General features: G+C 70.6%; 24 protein-coding genes and 1 tRNA gene. 10 read left to right on the forward strand and 15 right to left on the reverse strand.

Annotated elements, in window-relative coordinates; all coding sequences use genetic code 11:
* Positions 1-119: 119 nt before the first annotated feature.
* The 4 genes from LK09_RS06615 to folE are packed head-to-tail and all read right to left on the reverse strand — an operon-like array spanning position 120 to position 3,566.
* Entirely contained in the window at positions 120-830 is a 711-nt protein-coding gene (locus tag LK09_RS06615; protein ID WP_052226467.1) for a pyrimidine reductase family protein, read from the reverse strand.
* Positions 830-1,756 carry a dihydropteroate synthase gene (folP, locus tag LK09_RS06620; RefSeq protein WP_052226468.1) on the reverse strand — a complete coding sequence of 309 codons (927 nt, stop codon included), beginning with the start codon at positions 1,754-1,756 and terminating at the stop codon, positions 830-832. Before folP ends, LK09_RS06615 begins: the two co-directional genes overlap by 1 nt.
* Positions 1,753-2,973, reverse strand: coding sequence for an NAD(P)/FAD-dependent oxidoreductase (locus LK09_RS06625; protein WP_039397309.1), 1,221 nt, complete (start codon positions 2,971-2,973; stop codon positions 1,753-1,755). Before LK09_RS06625 ends, folP begins: the two co-directional genes overlap by 4 nt.
* Entirely contained in the window at positions 2,970-3,566 is a 597-nt protein-coding gene (folE, locus tag LK09_RS06630; protein WP_039397311.1) for a GTP cyclohydrolase I FolE, read from the reverse strand. Before folE ends, LK09_RS06625 begins: the two co-directional genes overlap by 4 nt.
* Before the next feature lie 81 nt (positions 3,567-3,647).
* Between folE and LK09_RS22115 the strand changes: the two genes are divergently transcribed.
* From LK09_RS22115 to LK09_RS06655, 5 genes are all read left to right on the forward strand, one after another.
* Entirely contained in the window at positions 3,648-4,301 is a 654-nt protein-coding gene (locus tag LK09_RS22115; protein ID WP_039397313.1) for a helix-turn-helix transcriptional regulator, read from the forward strand.
* A gap of 58 nt (positions 4,302-4,359) precedes the next feature.
* On the forward strand, positions 4,360-5,313 hold the full coding sequence (locus LK09_RS06640) for a DUF389 domain-containing protein (RefSeq protein ID WP_039397315.1): 954 nt from the start codon (positions 4,360-4,362) through the stop codon (positions 5,311-5,313).
* A 92-nt stretch (positions 5,314-5,405) separates the two neighbouring features.
* Positions 5,406-6,101, forward strand: coding sequence for a response regulator transcription factor (locus tag LK09_RS06645; RefSeq protein ID WP_039397317.1), 696 nt, complete (start codon positions 5,406-5,408; stop codon positions 6,099-6,101).
* Positions 6,102-6,238: 137 nt separating this feature from the next.
* Positions 6,239-7,855, forward strand: a complete 1,617-nt coding sequence (locus LK09_RS06650; RefSeq protein WP_052226590.1) for a sensor histidine kinase — start codon at positions 6,239-6,241, stop codon at positions 7,853-7,855.
* A 133-nt stretch (positions 7,856-7,988) separates the two neighbouring features.
* The gene (locus LK09_RS06655; protein WP_039397320.1) at positions 7,989-8,276 is read left to right on the forward strand and encodes a WXG100 family type VII secretion target; all 288 of its coding nucleotides are present in this window, start codon (positions 7,989-7,991) and stop codon (positions 8,274-8,276) included.
* A 66-nt stretch (positions 8,277-8,342) separates the two neighbouring features.
* Here the strand turns inward: LK09_RS06655 and groL are convergent, their stop codons facing one another.
* From groL to LK09_RS06670, 3 genes are all read right to left on the reverse strand, one after another.
* Entirely contained in the window at positions 8,343-9,962 is a 1,620-nt protein-coding gene (gene groL, locus LK09_RS06660) for a chaperonin GroEL (protein WP_039397322.1), read from the reverse strand.
* Between the two features lie 148 nt (positions 9,963-10,110).
* Positions 10,111-10,428, reverse strand: a complete 318-nt coding sequence (locus LK09_RS06665) for a DUF3263 domain-containing protein (RefSeq protein ID WP_231562972.1) — start codon at positions 10,426-10,428, stop codon at positions 10,111-10,113.
* 9 nt (positions 10,429-10,437) lie between these two features.
* Entirely contained in the window at positions 10,438-11,451 is a 1,014-nt protein-coding gene (locus LK09_RS06670; RefSeq protein ID WP_039397324.1) for a DUF2332 domain-containing protein, read from the reverse strand.
* Positions 11,452-11,522: 71 nt separating this feature from the next.
* Between LK09_RS06670 and msrB the strand changes: the two genes are divergently transcribed.
* Positions 11,523-11,924, forward strand: a complete 402-nt coding sequence (gene msrB, locus LK09_RS06675; RefSeq protein ID WP_039397326.1) for a peptide-methionine (R)-S-oxide reductase MsrB — start codon at positions 11,523-11,525, stop codon at positions 11,922-11,924.
* 21 nt (positions 11,925-11,945) lie between these two features.
* On the opposite strand, the gene LK09_RS06680 is transcribed toward msrB, so the two are convergent.
* The 3 genes from LK09_RS06680 to LK09_RS06690 all read right to left on the reverse strand — a co-directional run bounded on the left by LK09_RS06680 (position 11,946) and on the right by LK09_RS06690 (position 13,050).
* A complete protein-coding gene (locus LK09_RS06680; RefSeq protein WP_039398202.1) occupies positions 11,946-12,260 on the reverse strand; it encodes a DUF7882 family protein in 315 nt (104 codons plus the stop codon).
* Positions 12,261-12,358: 98 nt separating this feature from the next.
* Positions 12,359-12,943 (reverse strand): AAA family ATPase, encoded by a 585-nt coding sequence (locus LK09_RS06685; protein WP_197060982.1) that lies wholly within the window; start codon positions 12,941-12,943, stop codon positions 12,359-12,361.
* Positions 12,944-12,977: 34 nt separating this feature from the next.
* A tRNA-Thr gene (locus tag LK09_RS06690) sits at positions 12,978-13,050 on the reverse strand.
* Between the two features lie 145 nt (positions 13,051-13,195).
* On the opposite strand from LK09_RS06690, the gene LK09_RS06695 reads away from it, so the two are divergent.
* Positions 13,196-13,996 (forward strand): DUF7507 domain-containing protein, encoded by an 801-nt coding sequence (locus LK09_RS06695; protein WP_039397328.1) that lies wholly within the window; start codon positions 13,196-13,198, stop codon positions 13,994-13,996.
* 7 nt (positions 13,997-14,003) lie between these two features.
* Here LK09_RS06695 and LK09_RS06700 read toward each other — a convergent pair whose 3' ends face one another.
* On the reverse strand, positions 14,004-14,984 hold the full coding sequence (locus tag LK09_RS06700) for a DsbA family protein (RefSeq protein ID WP_039397330.1): 981 nt from the start codon (positions 14,982-14,984) through the stop codon (positions 14,004-14,006).
* Positions 14,985-15,294: 310 nt separating this feature from the next.
* Here LK09_RS06700 and LK09_RS06705 point away from each other — a divergent pair, with 310 nt between their 5' ends.
* Positions 15,295-16,395, forward strand: a complete 1,101-nt coding sequence (locus LK09_RS06705; protein WP_039397332.1) for an ABC transporter ATP-binding protein — start codon at positions 15,295-15,297, stop codon at positions 16,393-16,395.
* 77 nt (positions 16,396-16,472) lie between these two features.
* A complete protein-coding gene (locus tag LK09_RS06710; RefSeq protein WP_039397335.1) occupies positions 16,473-17,792 on the forward strand; it encodes a DUF4032 domain-containing protein in 1,320 nt (439 codons plus the stop codon).
* A 12-nt stretch (positions 17,793-17,804) separates the two neighbouring features.
* On the opposite strand, the gene LK09_RS06715 is transcribed toward LK09_RS06710, so the two are convergent.
* From LK09_RS06715 to cysS, 3 genes are all read right to left on the reverse strand, one after another.
* Positions 17,805-18,446: an NAD(P)-dependent oxidoreductase gene (locus LK09_RS06715; RefSeq protein WP_039397337.1), complete on the reverse strand. Its 642-nt coding sequence runs from the start codon at positions 18,444-18,446 to the stop codon at positions 17,805-17,807.
* A gap of 106 nt (positions 18,447-18,552) precedes the next feature.
* Positions 18,553-19,536, reverse strand: coding sequence for a 23S rRNA (guanosine(2251)-2'-O)-methyltransferase RlmB (gene rlmB, locus LK09_RS06720; RefSeq protein WP_039397339.1), 984 nt, complete (start codon positions 19,534-19,536; stop codon positions 18,553-18,555).
* Positions 19,529-20,935 (reverse strand): cysteine--tRNA ligase, encoded by a 1,407-nt coding sequence (gene cysS / locus LK09_RS06725; protein WP_039397340.1) that lies wholly within the window; start codon positions 20,933-20,935, stop codon positions 19,529-19,531. Before cysS ends, rlmB begins: the two co-directional genes overlap by 8 nt.
* A 95-nt stretch (positions 20,936-21,030) precedes the next feature.
* On the opposite strand from cysS, the gene LK09_RS06730 reads away from it, so the two are divergent.
* Entirely contained in the window at positions 21,031-21,495 is a 465-nt protein-coding gene (locus LK09_RS06730; RefSeq protein WP_039398206.1) for a GNAT family N-acetyltransferase, read from the forward strand.
* On the opposite strand, the gene ispD is transcribed toward LK09_RS06730, so the two are convergent.
* Positions 21,488-22,708 (reverse strand): 2-C-methyl-D-erythritol 4-phosphate cytidylyltransferase, encoded by a 1,221-nt coding sequence (gene ispD / locus LK09_RS06735; protein ID WP_039397343.1) that lies wholly within the window; start codon positions 22,706-22,708, stop codon positions 21,488-21,490. The two genes, LK09_RS06730 and ispD, sit on opposite strands and share 8 nt — an antisense overlap.
* Positions 22,709-22,738: the final 30 nt, after the last annotated feature.

A 22,738-nucleotide genomic window follows, 5' to 3' on the forward strand; every position in this document is an offset into this window, starting at 1 on the left:
GTCATATTCATGCGTCTCTTAAGACGCGCTCAAGGTTCGTTCAGCTTAGGGTGCGGGGGTCGCCGTGACCAGACCCTGCTGCGACACGCTCGTGAACATTCCGTGACCGCCGACGCTCCTCAGCTCGGACGGCGATAACGCACGAACAGGAACCCGTCGTCGTCGTGCAGGATGCCTGCCACCCCGAACTCCCGGTCCGCTTCGGCGGCCGCGCGGACGATCCGTGTGGCGTCGCCGCCCACGAAGCGCGGCGCCACGGTCAGGCACACCTCATCGACGAGGCCGGCATCCAGCATCGCGCCGAACAGGGTCGGACCACCCTCGCACAGCGTCTGGGTCCAGCCGCGGGAGGCGAGCAGGGAAACCACGGCGGGGAGATCGACGGTCGACGCGCCGCCCACGACGACGTCCGCGACGTCGGCGAACAGCCGTCCGCGAGCGGCCGCTGCCGCCTGGGTCGTGAGCACGACCGGTCGTCGCACCGCGTCCGCGAACACGGCGTCGTGTGGGTCGAGGTCGAGCGTGCCGCTGACGACGGCGAGCGCCGGCGGGTCGGCGAGCCCGTGCGCGCGGCGCCACCGCGCGTCCTCGTCGGCGACACGCAGACCGCCGTACCCCTCGGCACGCACGGTGCCGGCGCCGACCAGCACGACGTCGGCCATCGTCCGCAGCACCTGCACGAGGGTCCGATCCGTCGCCCCGCCCAGTGGCCCGCTGCGTCCGCCGAGAGTCACGGCTCCGTCGGCGCTCGTGATGAAGTTCACCCTGATCCGCGGCCGCGCCCGGTCGGGCAGCGCGTAGGCATCCAGCAGTTCGGAGCGGGTGGGCATCAGTCGTCTCCCTGCGGCGGGGTGTTGTGCCTTTCGCGGACGGGTTCCCGCCATCCGTGGACCGCCTCGATCATCCGCATCGCGTCGACGGTCTCGCGCACGTTGTGTGCGCGCACGAGTCGAGCCCCCTGCGTCACGCACCACACGGCCGTGGCGAGAGAGCCGGCAAGCCGGTCCCCGCGATCGCGGTCGAGGGTCTCGCCGATGAAGTCCTTGTTCGAGAGAGCCACGAGCATCGGAAGCCCCAGGGCCGACAGCTCGCCCAGGCGCCGCGTCAGCTCGAGGGTCTGCCGGGTGCTCTTGTTGAGGTCGTGCCCGGGGTCCACGACGATCCGGTCGCGCGGGACTCCGTGCGCGATCGCGACCGCCACCCGGTGGTCGAGCTGAGCACGCACCTCGCGCGCGACGTCCGTGTATCGCGGCTCGGGGTAGGGGGTGCGCGGCTCGGCGAGGCTGTGCGCGATGACGATCGCGGCATCCGATCCGGCCACGACCTGGACCATCCGCGGGTCGCGGAGACCCGTCGTGTCGTTCACGATGGAGGCACCGGCGGCGATCACGGCCGCGGCGACCTCGGGCTGGAACGTATCGACGCTCACCGCTCCCCGGCAGGACAGCGCCTCGACGACCGGCACGACGCGCGCGCACTCCTCGTCGACCGGCACGGCCGGGCCGGGGGCGAACTTCACCCCGCCCACGTCGACGATGTCGGCGCCGGCGTCGAACGCGGCCATCCCCGCCGCGACGGCCGCGTCCAGGGCGAACGTCGCGCCCCGGTCGTAGAAGGAGTCAGGCGTGCGATTGACGATCGCCATCACCGCGATCCGGCGGCGGAGGTCGAAGACGTGCCGCCCGGCGCGAAGGGGGGTCGTCCGACTCCGAGTGAGCTGCGCCGGACGGGTGTCGTGCGGGACGGGGGCGGTCATCCGGCGAGTTCCTCCAGCGCGACGGAGGGGTCGGCGAGGGCCGCGGCATCCACCGGCGACTGTGCGCGCACGAGATCCTGGATCTTCTCGTTCACGTCCCAGACGTTGACGTTCATGCCGCCGACGACGCGGTTCTCGCGCACCCAGAAGGCGATGTACTCGCGGGCGGCCAGATCACCGCGGATGACGAGTTCGGCATCACTCATCAGGGGGGCGTACCCCGAGAGTTCCATCCCGAGGTCGTACTGGTCGGTGTAGAAGTACGGGATCCCGTCGTGCACGGCATCCTGGCCCAGCATCGCGCGCGCCGCGACCGGGCCGGCAGTGCGTGCGTTCGCCCAGTGCTCGCTTCGCAGGCGCCCGCCGAGCACGGGATGCCAGGCGTTGGCGACGTCGCCCGCCGCGAAGACGTCGGGGGCGCTCGTCCGCAGGCTCGCGTCGGTGAGGATGCCGCGGTCGACCTGGAGTCCCGCCCGCTCGGCGAGCCCGGTGTTGGGCACCGCGCCGACGCCGATCAGCACGAGATCGGCCGGCACCGTCTCCCCGTCGACCACGACGCCGGTCGCACGATCCGTCCCCGCGATCCCCTCGACGCCGACGGACGTCCGAAGGTCCACTCCGTGCTCGGTGTGCAGCCGGGCGAATTCCGCGCCGAGCCGGACGCCGAGCGCGGGCGCAAGCGGTACCGGGTCGCGTTCGAGCACGGTGACCTCGTTTCCGAGTTCACGCGCCGTCGCCGCAACTTCCAGACCGATCCATCCGGATCCGACGAGCACGAGACGGCGCCCGCCCGCCCGGAGTGCGCTCGCGAGGGCGTCGGCATCGTCCAGCCGGCGGAGGGTGTGCACGCCCGGCAGGTCGGCCCCCGGAATCGGCAGGTGGCGCGGGCTCGACCCGGTCGCGAGAAGGAGGGCGTCGTAGGCGACCCGCTCGCCGTCGCCCAACTCCACGCGGTGCGCGTCCGGGTCGATCGTCACGACCGTCGTCTCGGTCCGCAGGGTCATCCCGTGATCGGCGTACCAGTGCCGCGGATGCAGGATCACCGCGTCGAGGCCCTCGCGCCCGGCGAGGTAGCCCTTTGACAGCGGCGGCCGCTGGTACGGCGGGTGGCCTTCCTCCGTCACGATCGTGATGTCGCCGTCGTACCCCTCGGTGCGCAGCGTCTCGGCGGCCGTGGCGGCGGCGAGGCCTCCGCCGACGATGAGGTGATGGGTCATGGCATCCTCCCCGAGGTCTCGGTCCGAAGCGCGAAGCGCAGTTCCGGATCGTTCTGGAACGCACCGCGCACGGCGGCGGTGCGGGTCTCGGCGCCGGGAGTGCGAACACCGCGGATCGACATGCACAGGTGCTCTGCGCGCACGACCACCGCCACCCCGCGCGGGTCGAGCGCCTCCTCGAGATCGTCGGCGATCTGCACCGTCATTCGCTCCTGCACCTGCAGCCTCCGGGCATGCCGCTCCACGACGCGGGCGAGTTTGGACAGCCCGACCAGCCGGGTTCCCGGCAGGTAGGCGACGTCGACCTCTCCGCGGAACGGCAGCAGGTGGTGCTCGCACAAGGATGTGAACCGGATGCCGCGGACGACGACGGGCTGGTCGTACCGCTCGTCGTTGGGGAAGGTCGTCATCACGAACGGGTGCGACGTGGTCATGTCGATCAGTGCGTCCACCACGCGGCGCGGGGTGTCCGCCAGGTGTTCGTCGGCCACGTCGTAGCCGAGGGCGATGAGCAGATCTGCCACGGCACTCATCGCCCGCGCCCGATCGACCGGGTCGTCCTCGACGGCGTGGAGGGTGGCGGTGGAGGTCATGGCGGCTCCCTTCTGTCCTGACGGTACGACGGCGCTCGAATAAAGTCAATCTTTTTGTTTTTAGAGTGGTATGCTGACCTCATGGCACCGCGCAATGACCTCGATGCGGTCGGGGCACTGAACGACCCGGTGCGTCGGCGCCTCTACCGATTCGTCGCCGACGCCGGCGGGCCGGTCACCCGGGATGCGGCCGCCAACGCCCTCGGGCTCCCCCGGAGCACGGTCGCGCTCCATCTCGAAAGACTCGTCGACGCCGGAGCACTCGCCGCGACGAGCCGCAGACCGCCCGGCCGCGGCGGCCCCGGCGCCGGACGACCCGCGCGCCTGTACACCACCGTGCCCGAGCTCGCCGCCAGCATCCCGGAACGCCACTACGAGCTCGCCGGCGCCCTCCTCGCCGCCGCCGTCGAGCAGGCGGATGCCGCCGGCACGAGCGTCCGCGCCGCGCTCGGCGAAGTCGCCCACCGCACGGGCGCACAGCTCGGGTCGGCATCCGACTCCCTCGAGCAGGCCCTGACGTCGTGCGGGTACGCGCCCCAGGACGACGGCACGGGCGGCATCCTCCTCGAGAACTGTCCGTTCCACGTGCTCGCCCAGCGCCACACCGACCTCATCTGCTCGGCGAACCTCTGCCTCATCGAGGGCATGGCCGCAGCCACGGGCGACGAACGCACCCCGGCCCTCACACCGCAGGACGGCCGCTGCTGCGTCACCGTCCGGGCCGCGACGACGTGACCGTACGGACACCGCGTGCCTCAGAACTCCGCACCGGGCCGGGCGGCAGACTGAACGCGTGCTGCATTTCGAGATGATCGTGCCGCCGGCACTCGCTCTCACCGTGGACGACGTGCTCACCGACCATGCGGAGGCCGTGTCGAACGTGATCCGGCTTCCGCATGCCGGAGCGGACCCGCGCGGGGACGTGATCCTGTGCGACGTGACCCGAGCCGACGCCACCGACCTCCTCGCCGCCCTCCATCGAGCCGGACTGGATGCCGTCGGATCGATCTCCATCACCCCGGTGGACCTGTCGCTCTCGCGTACAGCGACCACCACGGGTGCGGCGATCTTCGGGAGCGACGACGACGCGGTCGTCTGGCAGGAGGTCGAGGCCCGGGCCGGCGACGAGGCGCAGATCTCGACGACCTACATCATGTTCATGGTGATCGCCACGCTGATCGCGGCCGTCGGCGTCGTCGCGGATCAGCCCATCCTCATCGTCGGCGCCATGGTCGTCGGGCCCGACTTCGGACCGCTCGCGGCGATCGCCGTCGGCGTCGTCCGGCGGCGTGCGTCGGTGGTCGGCCGCTCCGCCCTGGCCCTGCTGGCCGGCTACGGCGCGGGCATCCTCATCGCCATCCCGTTCTCCTGGATCATGATGCGGCTGCACATCTTCCCGCCCAATCCGTTCGCGGAGCCCCTGCCCGCCACCTCGTTCATCTGGCAGCCCGATCCGCTCAGCTACATCGTCGGCTTCCTCGCCGGCATCGCCGGCATCCTGTCGCTCACCTCCGCGAAGTCGGGGGCGCTCATCGGCGTGCTGATCTCGGTGACGACCATCCCGGCGGCCGGGGCGGCCGGTCTCGCGATCGCCTCGCACGAGTGGGGCACGGTCGGGACCTCGCTCATGCAGCTGGTCGTCAACCTCGTCGCGATCGTCACCGCCGGAACCCTCACGCTCGCCGTCCAGGTCCGTCTCGCACGCCGTCGCGCACGTCGTCCGGCGCCGCAGGGCCGGGCATCCTGACGGCATCCGACACTCTCTGCACTCCCTATGCAGTCACTGGACGCGCCGCATACATCCCCCGCAGATTCCCGGGGACTGGCATATTAGGTGCCATGACCGCAGCCCGCATTCTCGTCGTGGACGATGAGCCCAACATCCGCGACCTCCTCATCACGAGCCTCCGCTTCGCCGGCTACCAGGTGCGTGCCGTCGCGAACGGCGCCCAGACGATCTCGGCGGTGCTCGAGGAAGAGCCAGACCTGATCATCCTCGACGTCATGCTCCCCGACATGAACGGCTTCAGCGTCACCAAGCGCCTCCGCGGCGCCGGGTACACCGCGCCGATCCTGTTCCTCACGGCGAAGGACGAGACCGAAGACAAGATCGCCGGGCTCAACGCCGGCGGCGACGACTACGTCACCAAGCCCTTCAGCCTCGACGAGATCGTCGCCCGCATCCAGGCGATCCTGCGTCGCACCATGCAGGTCGACGAGGAGTCGGTGATCCGCGCAGGCGAGATCACGATGGATCAAGACACCCACGACGTCTTCGTCGGCGATGCGCAGATCGAACTGAGCCCCACGGAGTTCAAGCTGCTGCGCTACCTCATGCTCAACCCTAACCGCGTGCTGTCCAAGGCACAGATCCTCGACCACGTCTGGGAGTACGACTTCAACGGCGACGCCGGCATCGTGGAGAGCTACATCTCCTACCTGCGGCGCAAGATCGACCCGCACTCGTCGGAGCCGCTCATCCAGACCAAGCGCGGCTTCGGCTACATGCTGAAGACCGGCAGCAAGCCCGCCTGAACACCGGAGGTCGGCCCCTGAGCGAAAGTCCGGATGCCGTCACCGGCTGGTGGCGTGGCGTCAGCCTGCGCGGAAAGGTGACCGGGGTCACCGTCGCGGTGCTGATCGTCGGCCTCTTCGTCGCCGGCCTCGGGACGATGGTCTTCCTGCGCAGCGCGCTGGATGCCAGCCTCGACTCCCAGGTGGAGCAGCTGTCCAACGTCGACGTGTGGAGCGCGACGTTCGATGCGAAGACCGAGAACGGCACCACCACGTTCACCGCCAAGTCGAAGGCCCCCGGCGTCAACTACTCCGTCGCGATCTACGACGCCCGCGGCAAGCAGCTTGCGACGGCGGTGCCGGACGGCTCCGATCAGCCGGTGTTCCCCGAGTCCTTTCCCACACAGGAGACGGCCGTCCGCGGCACCGACGCATTCTCGCTCGACGGCACGGACGGGTCCGGCTTCCGCGCCAGCGTCTCGACGTTCGTTGTGCCCGGGTCCACGGCGCTCTACACGCAGCTCGTGGCTCTGCCGACCACCACCGGCGACAAGATCCTCGCCACGTATCTCGGCATCTACAGCGTGCTGGCGATGCTGACGATCATCCTCGGCGCCGTCGGGACTCGCTGGCTCGTCACGCTCGCGTTCCGCAGCCTCGGGCAGGTCGAGTCGACGGCCATGTCGATCGCAGCGGGCGACTTCAGCCAGCGCCTCACCGACATCGAGCCCGAGCACACCGAGGTCGGCCGGCTGAAGCTCGCCATCAATGCGATGCTCGGCCGAGTGGATGCCGCGCTCGGCGCCCGCGATGCCACGGTGCGGCAGATGCGCCGGTTCATCGGGGATGCCAGCCACGAGCTTCGCACTCCGCTCGTGACGGTCCGCGGCTACGCGGAGCTCTATCGCATGGGCGCGATCAGCTCCGACGAAGACATCGCGCAGGCGATGGAGCGCATCGAGAAGGAGGCCATCCGCATGGGGGTGATGGTCGAAGACCTCCTCGCGCTCACCCGCCTCGACGAGCGCCGCGAAGAGGTCGAGCTCGTCGCTGTGCACCTGCGTCCGATCGCATACGACGCGGCCCTGGACGTGCGCGCCGTCAGCTCGCGCGTCGTCCGGGTTGTCGACTCCACCCGCGACAACAGCACGCGATCGCACGCTCCGGCGGCACCCACGCCCGCTCCCCCGGGGCCCGGCGCCAAGCGCCGGTCCGGCAGCGGCGGGCTGACCGGTGCCCGCAGCCTGCTGCGCCGTCGCCCGCGCGGGTCCACCGGCCCCATCGAGCCACTGCCGCCCGAGGCGCTTGCTCCTGTTGCACCCGAGCCACCGGTCGGTCTGGAGCCGATCGTGCTCGGCGACGAGAACCGCATCCGCCAGGTCGTCACGAATCTGCTGGCGAACGCCCGCCGCTACACCCCCGACGATTCGCCCATCGAACTGGGTGTCGGTCTCGACGAAGCCGCGCGGATCGGCTGGATCGATGTGATCGACCACGGACCGGGCATCCCCGACCAGATCAAGCATCAGATCTTCCAGCGCTTCTGGCGAGCGGACAACTCGCGCACGCGCGAGACCGGAGGGTCAGGGCTCGGCCTGGCGATCGTCGCCTCGATCGTGGAGGCGCTGCACGGCACGGTGGAGGTGCTCGACACCCCCGGCGGGGGTGCGACGTTCCGCATCGCGTTCCCCCTCGCCGAGGACGCCGCGCGTGCGGCGCAGCTGTCCATCGAGACGCAGCCGATCGACCGGCTCGACCTGCCCGGCATCGAATGACGAGGCCGCCGGCTGTCCACAGGCGGCCGGGTCCGGGCGGCATCCCGCTCCCCTCCACAGCGCCCTGATCGGCGCGGACGCCGGGGCGGCGCATGCTCGTAACGTGGTGCCACCTCAACGAAAAGGAGCCACCATGGCCGTCTACGCCGTCGATTCCGACGCCGTCCTCACCGCCCACACCGCCGTCCGCGGCACCATCGAACGCCTCCAGACCGAGACGCAGTCGATGATGTCGCAGCTGGTCAGCCTGCAGTCCTCGTGGACGGGCACCGCCTCGACAGCGTTCCAGCATGTCGTCGACCAATGGCGCGCCACCCAGCATCAGGTCGAGGAGTCGCTCGCCGGCATCAACACGGCACTGGCCGGCGCCGGTCGCCAGTATGCCGAGGCGGAAGCCGTCACGGCGGGGCTGTTCCGCTGAGGGCCGCAGAAACAGGGATGCCCCCGACCGTGACGGTCGGGGGCATCCCTGTGCGAGGGGCGTGGATCAGAAGTCCATGCCACCGGTCGGGTCGGCCGGAGCCGCCGCGACCTTCTCGGGCTTGTCGGCGACGACGGCCTCGGTGGTGAGGAACAGGCCGGCGATCGACGCAGCGTTCTGCAGCGCCGAGCGGGTGACCTTCACCGGATCGTTGATGCCCGCGGCGAGCATGTCGACGTACTCACCGGTCGCGGCGTTGAGGCCCTGGCCCGCGGGGAGCTCGGCGACCTTGTTCGCGACGACGCCCGGCTCGAGACCGGCGTTGAGGGCGATCTGCTTCAGCGGAGCCTCGATGGCGACCTTGACGATGTTCGCACCGGTGGCCTCGTCACCCTCGAGGGCGAGTCCGTCGAACGCCTTCTGGCCGGCCTGGATGAGCGCGACGCCACCACCGGGCACGATGCCCTCCTCGACGGCCGCCTTCGCGTTGCGGACGGCGTCCTCGATGCGGTGCTTGCGCTCCTTGAGCTCGACCTCGGTGGCCGCGCCCGCCTTGATGACGGCCACGCCGCCGGCGAGCTTGGCGAGGCGCTCCTGCAGCTTCTCGCGGTCGTAGTCGCTGTCGGTGTTCTCGATCTCGCGACGGATCTGGGTCACGCGACCCTCGATCTGCGCCTGGTCGCCGGCACCCTCGACGATGGTCGTCTCGTCCTTGGTGACGATGACCTTGCGCGCGCGGCCGAGGAGGTCGAGCGTGGTGTTCTCGAGCTTGAGGCCGACCTCTTCGGTGATGACCTGGCCGCCGGTGAGGATCGCGATGTCCTGGAGCTGAGCCTTGCGGCGGTCGCCGAAGCCGGGGGCCTTGACGGCGACCGACTTGAAGATGCCGCGGATCTTGTTCAGCACCAGCGTCGCGAGCGCCTCGCCCTCGACGTCTTCGGCGATGATGACGAGCTCCTTGCCGTCCTGGATCACCTTGTCGACGACGGGCAGCAGGTCCTTGATGTTGCCGATCTTCTGGTTCGCGATGAGGATGTACGGGTCCTCGAACACGGCCTCCTGGCGGTCGGGGTCCGTGACGAAGTAGGGGTTCAGGAAGCCCTTGTCGAAGCGCATACCCTCGGTGAGCTCGAGCTCGGTGCCGAAGGTGTTGGACTCCTCGACGGTGACCACGCCCTCCTTGCCGACCTTGTCGATGGCCTCGGCGATCAGACCGCCGATCTCGGAGTCGCCGGCCGAGATCGAAGCCGTGGCGGCGATCTCCTCCTTGGTCTCGACCTCCTTGGCGTCGGCGAGCAGCTGCTCGGTGAGAGCCTTGACGGCCTTCTCGATGCCGCGCTTGAGGCTGATCGGGTCGGCGCCGGCGGCGACGTTGCGCAGGCCCTCGCGCACGAGCGCCTGGGCGAGCACGGTGGCGGTGGTGGTACCGTCGCCCGCGACGTCGTCGGTCTTCTTGGCGACCTCCTTGACCAGCTCGGCGCCGATCTTCTCGTACGGGTCGTCGAGCTCGATCTCCTTGGCGATCGAGACACCGTCGTTCGTGATCGTGGGGGCGCCCCACTTCTTCTCGAGCACGACGTTGCGACCGCGCGGGCCCAGCGTCACCTTGACGGCGTCGGCCAGGGTGTTCAGGCCGCGCTCGAGGCCACGACGGGCCTCCTCATCGAAAGCGATGATCTTTGCCATGTGTGTCGTCCCTCCAGGACGTTCGCTTTGGGGTTCTAGCACTCGACGAACGCGAGTGCTAACGCCATTCTGGCACTCTCCCCTGCCGAGTGCAAACACCCGCGACGCGGAACGCCGCACGACCGGGTCGACGGCGGGCGTCCGGCCGTCAGCGGCGGTCGCTGCCGGGCTGTGCGCCGCCGAGGCGCGCTCGGCTCTGCTCGCGCCGCGACTCCTGCAGGCGACGCAGACGAGCCACCAGCACGGGGTCGTACGCCAGCGCCGCCTGAGTGTCGATCACCCGGCCGAGCAGCTGGTAGTAGCGCGGAGGCGTCAGACCGAGCCGAGCCCGGATCGCCTCCTCCTTGCCTCCGTCGTGCCGTCCGCCGGCACGGTCCTGCCAGTCGGCCTCGAACTCGAGGATGCTCCGCTCGCGCTCGCCGAGGCGTCCCGGTGCCGGGGCGTCGATCAGGTGCGGGAAGGTCACGACTTCACGTTAACCCGCGCCTCCGGCCACCGGAGCGCGGCGCTCCGATGCCCAGCGGATCCAGCCGCCGAGCGGGTCGACGGCGGCCAGCACGTCCCCGTCGAGCGCGAGGGCGAACCCGTCGCGCGGCCAGGCGTCGACGTCGACCGGTTCGGTCCAGGCGTCGTGCAGCGACGGGGCGTCGAGGGTGATCCAGCGCCCGGCTTCGCGAGCCGCCGCGATGATCCGCTCACGACCCGCCCGCGGAACGTGGGCGAGGACGCCGGGGGTGGTGACGACCAAGGTGGCCTCCGGTGCGGCCCGTCGCACGCGCGCGGCGACCTCGGGGATGAGGTCGGCGGCGTCTCCGGCGACGAGGGAGGGCGGATCGGCCGCAGCGACGTCGAGGGCCGCACGCACCCTCTCGACGCGCCCGTCCTCACCCGGCCAGACGAGTCCCTCCAGCCAGCGGCGGTCCATCGGATCCCGGGCATCCAGCGGCTGCAGGTCGATGCCGTGGCGGGCGACGATCTGCGGCATCCGCGCGGGAGGCGCCCCCTCGACCCGGCAGTCGAGCACGACTCTCGTCGGCCCGTCCGCGGGGTCGACGGACCGGATGCCCTCCGCCCCGCGATAGCGGTAGGAGTACCGGTCGGGGTAGAGGCACAGCCCGGCGCTGGCGCCGACTTCGAGCAGCGCGATCGGGCCCTCCAGGAGACTGAGCGCCGGCAGCAGGACGGCGCTGCGCAAGGGTTCGTTGGTCTGCACGGTTCGCCGGCCGCATTCCGCCACGACGGCGTCCGCGTGGGCGAGCAGCCACCCCGCCCACTCCGGGAACGGGGCTTCGGGGGCGCCGAGCAGGCGGGTCACCGCGAAGACGAGCGGCGGCTGCCGGTGGGACGCCGGAATGCGCGCGAGCACGGCGAGCACGGCGGGATCGGATGCCGCTCCCGCCGCCCAGTCGGCGTACAGCGCCGAGCGACCCGGCGCCTCGTCACGGGCGAAGCGGGCGTAGCGTTCCCCGGTGGCGTCGGCATCGGTCATCCGTCCATTCTGTCGCGTGCCCCGGGAACACTCCGAGGCGCGGTCGGGTTGAATGGGTGTCGGAGGCCCCCATGACGTATTCCGTGAACAAGACCGACGACCAGTGGCGCGAGGAGCTCAGCGACGCCCAGTACGCAGTGCTGCGGCAGGCGGGCACCGAGCGCCCGTGGACCGGTGAGCTGCTCGACGAGGACCGCGCCGGCCTGTACACGTGTGCGGCGTGCGGTGCCGAGCTGTTCCGCAGCGGCACCAAGTTCGACTCGCACTGCGGCTGGCCGAGCTTCTACGAGTCGATCCGGCCCGACGCCGTCGAGCTCTTGCGCGACGACAGCCTGGGCATGGAGCGCACGGAGGTGCGCTGCGCGAACTGCGGCTCGCACCTGGGTCACGTGTTCCCCGACGGGTTCGGCACCCCCACCGGCGACCGATACTGCATGAACTCGATCTCCCTGGAGTTCACCGCCGAGGACTGACGCGAGGTGTGACGCGCCCGGTCATCCGGCGACGGGATCCTCCGGCGGCTCCGGGATCACCCGCAGGCCGTCCGGCGAGTTCGCCGACTGGGCGAGGACCTCCAGCCAGGCGCGGTTGAGGTTCTCCGACCGGGGGCCGTCGTACTTGAACTGCAGAGACGATGCCTGGTTGATCCACACCGTCATGCGCCCGCCGCCCAGGCTCGCGTCTTCCATCCAGGTGAAGTTGAAGGGCTCGCCGCGGGCGAGCTTGTCCTTGATCACCACCTGCAGGTGCATCAGCGTCCGGTCGTCGAAGTACGTCCGGGACGCGTGGTTGTAGCTGAACCTCCCCATGATGGGGCCTTCTCTCGCAGTCGCGGCCGCGGTGATCGCGCCCGCCACTGCCAACGGTCCTCCCACCCGCGCGCAACCGCAATGCCCCGACCGTGTTGCTAGAGCGTACAGGTGGGCCAGTGGTCTTCAGCCCATTCCGGCCAGCTCTGCCAGCCCGGTGGAGGAGCGGGAATCTCGCCGCCGTCGAGTTCGGCAGCATCGGGCGCCTGGAACTGCTCGCGCCACCGGTCCACATCGGCTGCACTCATCGGGAACGTCTCGTCAGGTGCCGTGGCCTGGCGGTGGACGATCCGGGCGATCTGGAGGTCCTTGTCGACCGGCAGGTAGACCACCTGGCACGATGCCCCGGCCGATCGCGCCAGCCAACGCAGCGCCGATCGCTCGTCGCGACCCCACAGCCCGAAGTCCAGCACGACGCTCATCCCGCGCCGGAGAGCCTGGAGGGCGACGGAGATGAGCCGACCCTCCAGCACCCACCGCTCGCCACCCGGACGCTGGAAATCGCCGATGACGTTGCCGAACAAGGAGATGTGCCACTCGTCCGCGGTCAGTCGAAGCGCGTGGGCCGCGGCAGCGAGTTCCTCGGCACGGGTGGTCTTCCCCGCACCGGGGAGCCCCACCACCAGGAACATCGTGGGGGTGCTCGGCGCGGCGCGGATCTGCTCGGGCGTGGCTGCGATCATGATTGCGAGGGTCGCTCCCTCCCGGGCGTTGCGGTGCCGGCTACAGGACTTGAACCTGCAACCCCCGTATTACAAGTACGGTGCGCTACCAATTGCGCCAAGCCGGCCAGGCCCGCGGAGCGGACCACCCTCGAGTCTAGGGCGTCGGCGAACCGCCCCCGCACACTGACCCTCTTGCACCCCCGGATCGGCGGGTCTATGATCCGGCTATCCATCACTGGGGAAGTCGCCGACGGCAAGCGGAGGTGTCTGATGGTCTCTTCGAGTGCACACGTCCTCGTGTGGGCGCACGTCGCGGGTGCCGTGGACCCGGGCGGTTCACCGTCGCCGTCTCCGAGCCCTGCCGATGCCCTCGGCCCCGCGCTCAATGCCGCTGGCCTCATCTGGGCGCTGTGCGGCGCGATGCTCGTCGCGCTCATCGCCCTGCTGATCTACGGATGGCCGAGCGCGAAGAACAAGAGCCGGGCGAGCAACAGCGTGGTCCGCTCGTGGCTCGCGGTGAGTCTGACGGCGGGACTGCTCATCTTCACGGCGGCATCCTTCGGCGGGAACGACGGCGGACTGCAGAAGATGCTGGTCGGCGCGGTCATCGCCGCCGTCGGCGGCGCCGGGGCGTTCTACTTCGCGACGAAGGCGAACGAGACTGCGACGTCGGCCATCCTGCAGGCGGCGAAGGGCAGCGAAGGGAGGCCGGGCGCGTCGACACTGCTCCTGAGCAAGACGGCGGATGCCTCGAAGCTCACGAACCCGGCCACCACCGGAAACGTGATCACGTACCACTTCAAGGTGACCAACAGCGGCACCGACGCCCTCACGGATGTCGCGGTCTCCGACTCGGTCGCGCCGCCGAAGGCGGTCGACTACGTCTGGCCCGGAGTGCCGGGCGAGCTCAAGGCCGGAGAGGTCGCGACGGCGACCTCCCACTACCAGCTGGTCGGCAAGGACCTCGACGCGAAGTCGGTGATCTCCGCCGCGACCGCGACGGGCAGACCGCCCCACGGCGCCGTGGTCCGGTCGGAGCCGGAGCACACCACGACCGCGCTCGGGACGTAGGGCGGCGTCAGTTCTTCGCGGTGGCCGTGGGGCTCGGTGTCGGCGACGGCGAGGCCGAGCTGTAGTACGAGTCGCTCGCGATGGTGAGCACGAACTGCGCGAACTCCTTCGGGTCGCTGAGCGCACCCACGTACGGCTGACCGTTCACGAGGATCATCGGCGCCGAGGTCAGTGCGACGTCCTTGGTGCCGGGAAGCCCGGCCAGCGCCTTGTCGGTCGACGCCTTGACCCACGATGCGTAGTCCTCGCCCTCGATGCAGGAGCGCACCGGCTTGGGCGACGCGGCACCCGACGCGATCGCCAGGTCCGCGAGCTGCTGGTCGGAGAGACCGTCGGAGCCCTGGTCGGGCTGACGGGTCAGCAGGGCGTTGTTGTACGCGAAGAACGTGTCGGACGAGTACGTCGCGACGCACGCGGCCGCGCTCGCGGCGCGCAGCGAGTACTTCGTACCGTTCGACTTCGGCGTCAGCATCGCCACCGGGTAGTAGGTGAGGGTCGCCGCCTTCTGGGTGACCCACTTGGTCAGCTGGGCCGCGTTGGCCGACTGGAACTGCGCCGCGCCGGGCGCCAGGTAGTCGACGTAGACGCGGATGTCGACCGACCCCGCCTGTGCCGTGGCCGAGCCGCTCGGCTTCGGAGAGGACGCCGGAGCCGTGGGCTTGCTCGTCGGCTTGCCCGCAGCAGGACTCGGGGTGGATGCCGGAACCGACGCGGCGTCGCTGCCGATCATCCCCTTCACCGCCGTCACCTCGAAGCCGCCCTCGGTGACGTGCGCCGGTGAGAGCTCGGGCTTGGATGCCGCCGACGTGACCGTCCAGGTGACCGCCACCGCCACCACGCCGACCACCGCGACCACCGCAGTCGTGAGCGACGCGCGACGGATGCGTCGCGCTCGTGACTGCTTGGCCCGCACCTGCTGCGCCTTCTCGCGCACCGCCTGACGACGGTCTCCCTGATCGGGCACGTTCGGTGACTGGTCGCTGGACATGGAACCTCTCGACGCAAACCTCAGGGTGGAAATCTCGGGCACGCCGGTCGGATCGAGCCGGTCCGCCGTGCGGATCGCTGGGGGGAAGCGATGACTCCGATGCTAGACAGACAGGCTGTGAAATGCCCAGACGGCGCCTGCCACCGAGCCGTCAGTGCGCACTTCCCCGACCGGTGTCCGGCCCGACGTCAGCACATCGCAATCCATGTCATACTGATGCGAACGCCCAACGGTGGGCGTGCGGGGAGCCCCCGCTCATTCCTCACTACGGATCGTCCGGCACGTACCTGCCGGTGAAGGAGAAGAGAAAATGGCGTCCGTCACCTATGACAACGCGACCCGGCTCTACCCCGGCGGCACCCGTGCCGCGGTGGACAAGCTCAACCTCGAAGTCGGGGATGGTGAGTTCCTCGTCCTGGTCGGCCCTTCCGGTTGCGGTAAGTCGACGTCCCTGCGCATGCTCGCCGGCCTCGAAGAGGTCAACGACGGCCGGATCCTGATCGGCGACCGCGACGTCACCGACGTCCCGCCGAAAGACCGCGACATCGCGATGGTCTTCCAGAACTACGCGCTCTACCCGCACATGACGGTCGCCGAGAACATGGGCTTCGCCCTGAAGATCGCCGGCGTCGGCAAGGACGAGCGCGCCGCGCGCGTCCTCGAGGCCGCGAAGCTCCTCGACCTCGAGCAGTACCTGACCCGCAAGCCGAAGGCCCTCTCGGGCGGCCAGCGTCAGCGCGTCGCCATGGGCCGCGCGATCGTCCGGCAGCCGCAGGTGTTCCTCATGGACGAGCCGCTGTCGAACCTCGACGCGAAGCTGCGCGTGCAGACCCGCACCCAGATCGCCTCGCTGCAGCGCCGGCTCGGCGTCACCACGGTCTACGTCACGCACGACCAGACCGAGGCGCTCACCATGGGCGACCGCATCGCCGTGCTCAAGGACGGACTCCTGCAGCAGGTGGGCACCCCGCGCGACCTGTACGAGAAGCCGAAGAACGTGTTCGTCGCCGGCTTCATCGGCTCCCCCGCGATGAACCTGTTCGGCGTCGACCTGGCCGAGGGCGGCGTCCGCTTCGGCGACCTCATCGTCCCCGTCGAGGCGGACACCCTCGGCAAGGCGCACGGCTCCGAGGTCACGATCGGCGTCCGCCCCGAAGACATCCAGGTCTCCCACGACGGCCAGGGTCTGCGCGTCACCGTGGACCTCGTCGAGGAGCTCGGTGCCGACGGCTACCTCTACGGTCACACCACGATCAACGGCAAGCGCACCGACCTGGTCGCGCGCGTCGACGGCCGCAACCACCCGAACGCGGGCGAGCAGGTCGTGCTCACCCCCGTCCCCGGCCACGTGCACGTGTTCGACATCGAGTCGGGCGACCGCCTCACCGACCGGGCGATCGCTTCGGCGTAACCGGATCCGACCAGGCGGCGCGGGCGAGGGAGACCTCGACCGCGCCGCCTCGTTCTTTCACCGACCGGGAGGATGCGGTGACCGAAGCACTCACCATCACGGCGAGCTCGATCGATCCGGGGCTGCTCGTGCTGCCCTGGCGGACGCCCCTGGCCGACTGGCCCAGCCGCGACATCGTGTACCTGCCCAAGGGCATCTCCCGACACCTCGTGCGGTTCGCCAACCTGTCCGAGCGCGTCGTGGCGATCAAGGAGACGACCGCCGAGATGGCCCGGCGCGAGTACGACATGCTCGGCAGCCTCGCCCGCCTGGACGTGCCGTGCGTCGACCGCGTCGCGGTGATCGACGGACGGGAGGATGCCGACGGGAACCCGCTTCCGGCGGCACTCGTCACCGCGCACCTGAAGTTCTCGCTCCCCTACCGTGCGCTGTTCACCCAGGTGCTGCGTCCCGAGACGGCCACCCGCCTCGTGGACGCCCTGGCGGTGCTGCTCGTGCGCCTGCACAACGTCGGCTTCTTCTGGGGGGACGTCTCGCTCTCGAACACGCTCTTCCGTCGGGATGCCGGCGCCTTCGCCGCTTATCTCGTGGACGCCGAGACCGGTGAACTCCACGAGGCGGGCCTCACCCCCGGCCAGCGGATGCACGATCTGGACATCGCCCGCACCAACATCGCCGGCGAGATCATGGATCTCGCCGCCGGCGGACGCCTCGAAGGCGGCGCCGACGCGCTCGCGATCGCCGACGGGATCATGTCCGCCTACTACTCGCTGTGGGCCGAGCTCACCGACCGCGAGACCTTCAGCGTGTCGGAGGCGTGGCGCCTCACCGAGCGGGTGGAACGCCTCAACGCCCTGGGGTTCGACATCGGCGAGATGGCGATCCAGACGACGGCTGACGGCGAGCGGGTGTCCATCCAGCCGAAGGTGGTGGACGCCGGACACCACCAGCGTCGCCTCATCCGGCTGACCGGGCTCGATGTCGAGGAGAACCAGGCGCGACGGCTGCTCAACGACCTCGACGAGTACCGGCTGCGCCGCACGTCGTCCCGCGCCTCCGAGTCCGACGACGAGGAGCGACTCGCCCACGAATGGCTCACGCGCGTTTTCGAGCCCGTCGTGCGGGCGATCCCGTGGGAGCTGCGCGCGAAGCTCGAGCCCGCGCAGGTCTTCCACGAGGTGCTCGAGCACCGGTGGTTCCGCGCCCAGGAGCAGAGTCGCAGCATCCCCCTCGCCGAGGCCCTGTCGAGCTACATCGACACCGAGCTGCGCCACCGCCGCGATGAGGCGACCGTGATGGGTCCGCCCACCGAGACGATGGCGCTGCCGGTGATCACCGCAGACATCGCGACACACGACACCGACGACGACGAGATCGACTGGCGCGATCTCGTCTGAGCGGCGGCGCGCTCAGTAGCCGACGGTGAAACGGGCGCGGCGGTGGGCGCCCTTCTCGACCTCGTCGACGACGGCGACCGCGAAGTCCGCGCCGGAGATGTAGGAGTTGCCCTCGGCATCCTCGACGACGACCTCGCCGCCGGTGCGGTAGCTGCCGGTGCGCTCACCGGGCTCCCAGGAGCCGAAGACCTTGGGCGGGTGCACCAGGAACCAGTCCAGGCCCTCGTCGGATGCCTCCAGCAGCTCCAGCGTGTCGATGCCGACCTTGGCCTCGTGACGGTATTCCTCGGGAACGCCGAGATCCCACAGCCGCGGACCACCCGGAGCCGACAGGCTGCCCATCGCGCCGCCGACCACGCCCAGTCGCGTGTCGGTGCCGGTCAGGTGGTCGGCGAGGACGCGGACGGCATCCAGTCCGAGGTCGAACATGTCGCCGCGCGGTGCCACCGCCGAGATGACGGCGTCCGCGCCGGTCAGGTCGTCCGCGATCGAGTCGATCTCCAGCACGTTCCCTGCGACGTAGACGACCCCCTCGACCGGCTCCTCGGGTGCCGTGCGCGAGATCGAGACCACCTCGTGCCCGCGCGCCGCCGCCTCGGCGACGATGTTCCCTCCGGCGTAGCCGGTTCCTCCGATGACCACGATGCGTGCCATGCTTCACTCCTTCGCCGCCCGGGTGGCGGCATCCAGGGATTTCAACGCACGTCGGGCCGAGGCATTCCGCCGATTGCGCTCGAAGTCAAACTCCGTGCGTACCGAGTCAGGCCGCGCGGACCGTCGACACGTGGAAGAGCGCGACGGATGCCGCGATCCCCGCGTTCAGCGACTCGGTCGCCGACGAGATCGGGATCGAGACGATCTGATCGCAGGTCTCCGTGACGAGGCGCGAGAGCCCCTTGCCCTCGGACCCCACGACGATCACGACCGGCCGGTCGGCCAGCTGGAGGTCGGGCAGCGAGACGTCGCCGCCGCCGTCCAGGCCGAGCACGAACACACCCTGCTTCTTGAGGTCCTTCAGGGTCGAGGTGAGGTTGCCCGCCACCGCGACCGGGATGCGCGCGGCCGCACCGGCGCTCGTCTTCCACGCGGCCGAGTTGACGCTCGCCGAGCGACGCTGCGGCACGATCACGGCGTGGCCGCCGAACGCCGCCGTGGAGCGGATGATGGCGCCGAGGTTGCGGGGATCCGTGATGCCGTCGAGGGCGACGAACAGCGGCGTCTGGCCGCGGTCGACGACCTGCTCGAGGACGTCCTGCACGTGCGCGTACTCATACGGCGGCACCTTGAGCGCCACGCCCTGGTGCACCCCGTCGAACCCGGCCATCCGGTCGAGCTCGGGCCGGGTGACCTCCAGCACCGGGATCTCCCGGTGATGCGCGATCGACAGCATCTCCTTGACGCGGTCGTCCATCTCGACGCGCTGCGCGATGTAGAACGCGGTCGCGGGGATCTTGGTGCGCAGAGCCTCGAGAACGCTGTTGCGTCCGGTGACGGTCTCGGTGTCGTCGTTCTGACGCGGCTTCGAGGTGCGGTTGACGTTCGCCTGCCGCTGCTTCGGCCGGCCGCCCGCTGCGACGAACCGCTCCTGGGCGGCCTTGCGCTTGCCGGCGACGTGCCAGGCGCGGTCCTCCGCCTTCGGGGTCGGGCCGCGGCCCTCGAGGGACTTGCGACCGTTGCCGCCGGACCCCTTGGTCGCGCCCTTCTTCTTGCTGTTGCCCGCTCCGGGGCGGGTCGGCTTAGCCATCGATCAGACTCCAATGCGTTCCGTCTGGGGTGTCTTCCAGGGCGATGCCGGCCGTCGCGATCGCATCGCGGATGCGGTCGGCCGCCGCCCAGTCCTTGTCAGCGCGCGCCTGGGCGCGCTGGGTGATCATCGTGCGCACGAGGGCGTCCAGGGCGGATGCCTCGGCGCCGGTGCCGCCCGCGTTCCATCGCGGGTCGAGGGGGTTGATGCCGAGGATGCCGGCCATCAGGATCGCCTGGTCGAACGCCTGGTGCACGGTGTCCTCGTCGCCCGCGTCGAACGCGGCGTTGCCGGCGCGCACGGTCTCGTGGAGCACCGCGAGCGCCTGCGGCACGCCCAGGTCGTCGTCCATGGCGGCGACGAACGCCTCGGGAAGACCCGGCCCGAAGACGAACCAGCCCTTCTCGCTGCGGGCGCGCAGCACGCGCTCGAGGAACGTGCGGATGCGTCCGAGCGCGGCGTAGGCCTCCGCCCAGCTGGCCTCGCTGAGATCGAGGCTGGAGCGGTAGTGGGCGGCGACCAGGGCGTAGCGGACCACGAGCGGGTCGTGCTCGGCGAGCACGTCTGCCGCGAGCACGAAGTTGTTCAGCGACTTCGACATCTTCTGGCCGCCGACGGTGACGAGCCCGTTGTGCACCCAGTAGCGGGCGAACGGGTCTCCGGCGGCCGTCGACTGGGCGAGCTCGTTCTCGTGGTGCGGGAAGCGCAGGTCGAGCCCTCCGCCGTGGATGTCGAACTCGGCGCCCAGGTACCGTCGCGACATGGCGGAGCACTCGATGTGCCAGCCCGGGCGTCCTGCTCCCCACGGGGAGTCCCAGGATGCGTCCTCCGGCTCGCCCGGCTTGGTTCCCTTCCACAGGGCGAAGTCCCGCGGGTCGCGCTTGCCGCGGGGGTCGGCGTCGGCCGCGGACTCCATGGCGTCCACCGACTGATGCGTGAGTTCGCCGTACGCCGGCCACGACCGCACGTCGAAGTACACGTCGCCCGCCGAGGCGTAGGCGTGCCCGGCGTCGATGAGACGCGCGATGAGCTCCTGCATCTGCGGGATGGACGCCGTCGCCCGCGGCTCGTAGGTCGGGGCATCCACGCCCACCGCCGTGTAGGCGTCGGTGAACTCCCGCTCCATGCGGTACGCCAGCGCCCACCACGGCTCGGCAGCGGTGGCGTTGTTCAGCACCTTGTCGTCGATGTCGGTGACGTTGCGCACGAAGGTGACGCGCTCGAACCGGTGGGCCAGCCACCGGCGGAGCACGTCGAAGCTGACGGCGGCGCGCACGTGCCCGATGTGCGGCCCCGACTGCACCGTCGGCCCGCAGACGTACATCGTGATGTTCTCCGGGTCGCCGGGCACGAAATCGCGCAGCGCCTGCGCGCGCGTGTCGTAGAGCCGAAGTGTCATCCCTCCAGCCTACCGGCCGGACCCTGCGCGATTCCGGGCAGAGGACGTCCGGTCGCGTAACGTGCGCGAAACGGGCGTCTGCGATGATCGTGGCGATGTCAGTCATCGAGATCCGCCCCGACGACCTCACCGGTCACGCGACCCGTGCGCTCATCACCGCGCACCTGGACGCGATGCACGCCGACACCCCGGCCGAGAGCGTCCACGCGCTCGGGCTGGACGAGCTCGCCCAGCCCTCGATCACGGTCTGGTCGGCGTGGTCCCGGGGCGAGCTCGCCGGCGTCGCCGCGCTGAAAGAGCTCGAATCCCATCGTGGCGAGATCAAGTCGATGCGCGTGCGCGACTCCTTCCGCGGCGAAGGGGTCGGGCGTGCGCTGCTCCAGCATCTGATCGAGGTCGCGAAGGAGCGCCGGATGACCAGCCTGTGGCTGGAGACCGGGACCACGGACGACTTCGTCGCAGCACGGCACCTCTACGAGCGCGCCGGGTTCATCGAGTGCGGCCCCTTCGAGGGCTACGTCGCCGACCCGCTGTCGATCTTCATGCGCCGCCTCATCTGACGGGGACGACGAGTGCGACGGCGGTGGCCGAGACGCCCTCGCTGCGGCCGGTGAAGCCGAGGCCGTCGGTCGTGGTCGCGCCCACCGTCACCGGCGCGCCGAGCGCGGCGGACAGCACCCGCTCGGCCTCGTGACGCCGCGGCGCGAAGCGCGGGCGGTTCGCCTGCACCTGGACGGTGACGTTGCCGACCGCCCACCCCGCTTCGCGGACGAGCTCCGCGGTGCGCCGCAGGAAGGCGTCGGCATGGGCACCGGCGAACTCCGGGCGCGCCGTGCCGAAGTGGGTGCCGATGTCGCCCAGCCCCGCGGCGGAGAGCGCGGCGTCGACGATCGCGTGCGCGACGGCATCTCCGTCCGAGTGCCCGGCGAGGGCCGGCTCCCCCGGCCACTCCAGACCCGCCAGCCAGAGAGTGCCGGCGCCGCCGAAGGCGTGCACGTCGGTGCCGATGCCCACCCGGGGCTGAGCGTGCGGCACAGCCGGCTCGTCGTTCCGTGCGCTGATCGCCCGCGTCGGCTCGCCGCCGTCCGCGACGAGCCGTGCGGCGCGCTCGAGATCGGCGGGCGTCGTGATCTTGAACGCGCGCTCGTCGCCGCGGACGGTGTCGACGCGATGCCCGGCCGCCGCCACCAGGGCCGCGTCGTCGGTGTACTCGTCGTCGGCCACGCGATAGGCGGTCTCCAGGACGTCCCGGCGGAACCCCTGCGGGGTCTGGGCCGCGGCGAGTTCGTCGCGATCGACCGCGCCGGCGACGACGCCGCCCGAGACCCGCTTCAGGGTGTCGACGACCGGCAGCACGGGCACGACGGCGGCGCTCCCCGCCGCCACGGCGGCGACGATGCGTTCGAAGACGTCGGCGGGCGTCAGAGCGCGCGCGGCGTCGTGCACGAGCACGATCTCGACGTCGCCCCAGAGGGCGGCGAGTCCGGCGGCGACGGATGCCTGCCTGCTCGCGCCGCCGGTCACCACCGTCACCAGGTCGGCACGGTCGGGTGCGGCATCCCGAGCCTCCGTGAGCGCCTCGCCCTCGTGACCCGCGGGCGCGACCACGACGACCTGCGCCGACGGCGCCGCGAACACGTTGCCGAGCGCGCGGTGCAGGATGCTGCGCGCACCGATCCCGACGAGGGCCTTCGGTGCTCCCGCACCCAGCCGGGTGCCGGAGCCCGCGGCCACGACGATGATCGCGATTCGTGGGACGGGAGTGATGCTCACGCCACGAGATTACCCGGATGCCGCGAGCGC

This window comes from Microbacterium mangrovi (assembly GCF_000802305.1).
Lineage (GTDB): Bacteria > Actinomycetota > Actinomycetes > Actinomycetales > Microbacteriaceae > Microbacterium > Microbacterium mangrovi.